Source organism: Pseudomonas sp. DrBHI1 (genome assembly GCF_002205115.1).
Taxonomy (GTDB): Bacteria; Pseudomonadota; Gammaproteobacteria; order Pseudomonadales; family Pseudomonadaceae; genus Aquipseudomonas; species Aquipseudomonas mosselii.
The window spans coordinates 90,292-95,712 of record NZ_NIBE01000070.1 but is presented as its reverse complement, the minus strand read 5'-3'; the positions used below and the strand labels follow the sequence as shown (position 1 = coordinate 95,712).

General features: G+C 63.8%; 5 protein-coding genes. 2 read left to right on the top strand and 3 right to left on the bottom strand.

Going from position 1 to position 5,421, the window contains the following annotated elements; all coding sequences use genetic code 11:
• Positions 1 to 139 precede the first annotated feature (139 nt).
• A complete protein-coding gene (gene tyrS, locus CC207_RS16670) occupies positions 140 to 1,339 on the bottom strand; it encodes a tyrosine--tRNA ligase (RefSeq protein ID WP_028688997.1) in 1,200 nt (399 codons plus the stop codon).
• Positions 1,340 to 1,552: 213 nt separating this feature from the next.
• Between tyrS and CC207_RS16665 the strand changes: the two genes are divergently transcribed.
• Together CC207_RS16665 and CC207_RS16660 are read left to right on the top strand one after the other, a co-directional pair.
• Positions 1,553 to 2,968, top strand: coding sequence for a peptidoglycan DD-metalloendopeptidase family protein (locus CC207_RS16665; protein ID WP_088852424.1), 1,416 nt, complete (start codon positions 1,553 to 1,555; stop codon positions 2,966 to 2,968).
• A 1-nt stretch (position 2,969) separates the two neighbouring features.
• The gene (locus CC207_RS16660) at positions 2,970 to 4,061 is read left to right on the top strand and encodes an anhydro-N-acetylmuramic acid kinase (RefSeq protein WP_062363011.1); all 1,092 of its coding nucleotides are present in this window, start codon (positions 2,970 to 2,972) and stop codon (positions 4,059 to 4,061) included.
• A 60-nt stretch (positions 4,062 to 4,121) separates the two neighbouring features.
• Here CC207_RS16660 and erpA read toward each other — a convergent pair whose 3' ends face one another.
• Both erpA and argC read right to left on the bottom strand, forming a co-directional pair.
• Positions 4,122 to 4,472: an iron-sulfur cluster insertion protein ErpA gene (gene erpA, locus CC207_RS16655; RefSeq protein ID WP_028689000.1), complete on the bottom strand. Its 351-nt coding sequence runs from the start codon at positions 4,470 to 4,472 to the stop codon at positions 4,122 to 4,124.
• 145 nt (positions 4,473 to 4,617) lie between these two features.
• The coding region (gene argC, locus CC207_RS16650) for an N-acetyl-gamma-glutamyl-phosphate reductase (protein ID WP_256582103.1) at positions 4,618 to 5,421 on the bottom strand (804 nt) is incomplete at its 5' end.

The window sequence follows — 5,421 nt, the reverse complement described above, 5'->3', positions numbered from 1 at the left end:
CTGACAGGGCGTCAACCGTTAATTTCATAAAAATCAAAAAGATCGCCTCAGAAGCCCTGGTACCTATATAAGCAGCCCCAAAACAAAAGCGGGAGGCCTACCGGCCTCCCCGCTTCTATATAGCTACACCACCGGGCCATCACTCAGCCTTGAGGCTGACCCGGGCAAACGCCTTTTTGCCCGCCTGGCACACATGGGTCGCACCAATCACGAACATGAAATCACGGTCGACCACCGCGCCATCCACCTTGACCGCACCAGCGCCGAGCAAATCCCGCGCCTGCGCCGAGTTCTTCACCAGGCCAGCCCGGTTCAGCACGGCGGCGATCGGCAGATCTTCAGCGGCGACCACTTCGATCTCCGGCAGATCCTCTGGCAACTCGCCTTCCTTCATGCGATTGCCCGCGGCACGGTGCGCATTGGCCGCAGCCTCTTCACCATGGAAGCGGGCCACAATCTCCTCGGCCAGCTTGATCTTGATGTCGCGCGGGTTGGCGCCATTTTCTACATCCGCTCTGAACTGATCGATCTCTTCCATCGAACGGAAGCTCAACAGCTCGAAGTAACGCCACATCAAGGTGTCAGGAATCGACACAAGCTTGCTGTACATCACCCCGGGTGCTTCCTGGATACCGACATAATTGCCCAGCGACTTGGACATCTTCTTAACGCCATCCAGCCCTTCGAGCAGCGGCATGGTGACGATGTTCTGCGCCTCCTGACCGTAGGCGCGTTGCAGCTCGCGCCCCATCAGCAGGTTGAACTTCTGGTCGGTGCCACCTAGCTCGACATCGGCCTGCAAGGCGACGGAGTCGTAACCCTGCACCAGCGGATAGAGGAACTCATGGATCGCGATCGGCTGGTTGGTGGTGTAGCGCTTGTCGAAGTCGTCGCGCTCGAGCATGCGCGCCACGGTGTACTGCGAGGCCAGGCGAATGAAGTCGGCAGGCGTGAGCTTGTCCATCCAGGTGGAGTTGAACGCCACCTCGGTCTTGGCCGGATCGAGGATCTTGAACACCTGCTGTTTGTAGGTCTCGGCGTTGTCCAGCACCTGCTCGCGGGTCAGCGGCGGACGGGTGGCACTCTTGCCGCTCGGGTCACCAATCATGCCGGTGAAGTCGCCGATCAGGAAGATGACCTGATGCCCCAGCTCCTGGAACTGGCGCAGCTTGTTGATCAGCACCGTGTGGCCCAGGTGCAGGTCGGGCGCGGTTGGATCGAAGCCCGCCTTGATGCGCAGCGGTTGGCCGCGCTTGAGCTTCTCCACCAGTTCCGATTCGACCAGTACCTCTTCCGCACCGCGCTTGATAAGCGCCAGCTGCTCTTCAACCGACTTCATAGACAGACCCGCAACGCTAGGATTCAAGGGGAGCCAACCATACAAGATCGGCCATCAAATACAAGTTTCGCAAAGGATTGTGACCCGAACGGCGCACCGCAACGTCTACGCGCCCTTGCGTGAGAATGGATTTGGTTATATTTTATACAGTTATTTCATCTTCATCATGTCATTCATCTTTTCCATTTCACCTTTTTCAAAGTCACCTTATCTATGACCAACGAAACGCCTAAAGCGCCCCCGCTTTATCCGAAAAGCCATCTGTTGGCCGCCAGCGGCATTGCCGCCCTCCTCAGCCTGGCCTTGCTGGTCTTCCCTTCCAGCGAAGTGGAAGCCAAGAAAACCACCCTCAGCCTGGAGCTCGAGAGCCCGGCAGAACAGCTCAAGGACGAATCCCGCGGCGCCTCCCTCGTAGAGGCCGGACAGAGCAGCGACTCGCCATTCGCCCAGATCGACGGCGCCGAGCCCGAGACCGCCAAGGCTGAACCGGCGCCGGCCCCTGCCTCCAAACCAGAAGAGAAGGCGCCAGGCCACCGTGAAGTGGTGGTCAGCCGCGGTGATACGCTTTCGACCCTGTTCAACAAGGTCGGCCTGCCGGCCAACGTCGTGCACGACGTGCTGGCGAGCAGCAAGCAGGCCAAGCAGTTCAGCCAGCTCAAGCACGGCCAGGTGCTGCAGTTCGAACTGGACAAGGATGGACAGCTGACCAGCCTGCACAGCAAGGTCAGCAATCTCGAGACCATCCGCCTGAACAAGACCGACAAGGGCTTCGCCTTCGAGCGCGAGATCAGCAAGCCGGTGGTCCGCACCGCCTACGCCCATGGCGTGATCAAGAGCTCGTTGTCCGCCTCCGCCCAGCGCGCTGGCCTGTCCCACAGCATGACCATGGACATGGCGCGCATCCTCGGCTACGACATCGACTTCGCCCAGGACATCCGTCCTGGCGACGAATTCGACGTGGTCTACGAGCAGAAGATGATGGACGGCAAGGTGGTCGGTACCGGCAATATCCTCTCCGCCCGCTTCACCAACCGCGGCAAGACCTACACCGCCGTGCGCTACACCAACAAGCAAGGCAACACCAACTACTACACCGCCGACGGCAACAGCCTGCGCAAGGCGTTCATCCGCACCCCGGTGGACTTTGCTCGCATCAGCTCGCGCTTCTCGGCAGGGCGCAAGCACCCGATTCTCAACAAGATCCGTGCGCACAAGGGCGTCGACTACGCCGCACCGCGCGGCACGCCGATCAAGGCCGCCGGCGACGGTCGCATCGAGCTGGCCGGCCGCCGCGGCGGCTACGGCAACACCGTGATCATCGCCCACGGCAATTCCTACAAGACGCTCTACGGCCACATGCAGGGTTTCGCCAAGGGCATCAAGACCGGCTCCAGCGTCAAGCAGGGACAGATCATCGGCTACATCGGCACCACCGGCCTGTCGACCGGCCCACACCTGCACTACGAGTTCCAGGTCAACGGTGTCCACGTCGACCCGCTGAGCCAGAAGGTGCCGATGGCCGACCCGATCGCCAAGGCCGAGCGCCAACGCTTCAACCAGCAGAGCCAGCCCCTGATCGCCCGCATGGATCAGGAAAAGGCCACCCTGCTCGCCGCCAACAAGCGCTGACATGGCGCTCTACCTGGGGGTGATGTCCGGCACCAGCCTTGATGGCCTGGACATCGCCCTGATCGAACAAGACGAGCAGCTGCGGCTGCTCGCCACCCATTACATCCCCATGCCCGTCGACCTGCGCCAGGACCTGCTCGGCCTCTGCGCCAGCGGCCCCGACGAGATCGCCCGCGCGGCCCTGGCGGAAAACCGCTGGGCCACCCTGGCGGCCCAAGGCATCAATCACCTGCTGGCCGCCGAGGGCCTGGCCCCCGACGCCATTCGCGCCATCGGCAGCCACGGCCAGACGGTTCGCCATGAGCCGGCCCGTGGTTTTACCGTGCAGATCGGCAACCCGGCCCTGCTGGCCGAGCTCACTGGCATCTGCGTGGTGGGTGACTTCCGGCGCCGCGACGTGGCGGCGGGTGGCCAGGGCGCACCGTTGGTGCCAGCGTTTCACGAAGCCCTGTTCGGCCATCTCGGCCAGCGCCTGGCGATCCTCAACGTGGGGGGCTTCAGCAACCTGAGCCTGATCGAGCACGACCAGCCGGTACATGGCTTCGACTGCGGCCCGGGCAATGTGCTGCTGGATGCCTGGATCGAACGCAAGCAGGGTCAAGCGTTCGATGCCGACGGTGCCTGGGCGGCCAGCGGTAGCGTCCGCCAGGACCTGCTGAGCGCCCTGCTGAGCGACCCGTTCTTCGCCGGCAGCGGCCCGAAGAGCACCGGGCGCGAGGTATTCAACCTGCCCTGGCTGGACGCCCATTTGGCGCGCCTACCGGCGTACCGTGACGAAGATGTCCAGGCCACCCTGCTGGAGCTGACGGCGCGCAGCATCATCGACTCGCTGCGCCAGGCCCAGGACGACACCGAGGCCCTGCTGGTCTGCGGCGGGGGCGCGCGCAACGGTGCCTTGATGGCGCGCCTGGCAACCCTGCTGCCGGCTGCCGAGGTCGCCAGCACCGCCGCACATGGTGTGGACCCCGACTGGGTCGAGGCCATGGCCTTCGCCTGGCTGGCCCATTGCTGCCTGGAGAATATCCCGGCCAATCGTCCCAGCGTGACCGCCGCCCGCGGCCTGCGCATCCTCGGCGCGATCTACCCCGCCTGAACAACCGGCAGAATGCAAAACGCCGCGCAATTGCGCGGCGTTTTCACAGCAGGGTCCAGATCAGATCGAGAACGACGAACCGCAACCGCAGGTGGTGGTGGCGTTCGGGTTCTTGATCACGAAGCGCGAACCTTCCAGGCCTTCCTGGTAGTCGACTTCGGCACCGGCCAGGTACTGGAAGCTCATCGGATCGACGACCAGGGCGACACCTTCACGCTCGACGATGGTGTCGTCATCGGCCACCTCCTCATCGAAGGTGAAGCCGTACTGGAAGCCCGAGCAGCCGCCGCCCGTCACGAACACACGCAGCTTCAGCCGGTCGTTGCCCTCTTCGCTGACCAAGGTCTTGACCTTGTGCGCAGCCCCGGGGGTGAATTCCAAAGCCGTGGGGGTGAAGGTTTCGACACTCATGTTGATTCTCCCGGCGCAGTGCCGCCATAAAACTCGATGGCGCGTATTATCCGCTTGTCCGAGAAAATCGGTCAAGAATTGTGCGGCTTTAGTCGCCCCCATGAAAAAGGCCCGCGCGAGGCGGGCCCATGCAACGACTGGCCGCTTACGGCAGCAGGCCGGCGTGGGACAGGCCCATGCGCTCGTCGAGCCCGAACAGGATGTTGAGGTTCTGCACTGCCTGGCCCGACGCGCCCTTGACCAGATTGTCGATTACCGACAGCACCACCACCAGGTCACCGCCCTGAGGCCGGTGCACGGCGATGCGGCAGACGTTGGCACCGCGCACGCTGCGGGTTTCCGGATGGCTGCCGGCCGGCATCACGTCGACGAACGGTTCATTGGCGTAGCGTTTCTCGAACAGTGCCTGCAGGTCGACCGAGGTATCGGCGACCGTCGCGTACAGGGTGGCATGGATGCCGCGGATCATCGGGGTCAGGTGCGGCACGAAGGTCAGGCCAATGTCCTTGCCTGCCGCCTGGCGCAGGCCCTGGCTGATCTCCGGAAGGTGACGGTGGCCCTTGACCGCGTAGGCCTTCATGCTCTCCCCGGCCTCGCAGAACAGCGAACCTACAGCGGCGCCACGACCGGCTCCACTGACGCCCGACTTGCAGTCGGCGATCAGCCGCGACGGGTCGGCCAGACCGGCTTCCAGCAGCGGCAGCAAGCCCAGCTGGGTGGCGGTCGGGTAGCAACCCGGCACGGCGATCAGGCGCGCCTGGCGGATCTTCTCGCGGTTCACCTCGGGCAGGCCGTAGACGGCGTCCTTGAGCAGCTCGGGCGCGCCATGGGGCTGGCCGTACCACTTGCCCCATTCGGCGGCGTCCTGCAGGCGGAAGTCGGCGGAAAGGTCGATGACCTTGGTGCCGGCCGCCAGCAGCTCGCCGGCCAGGGCGTGGGCAACGCCGTG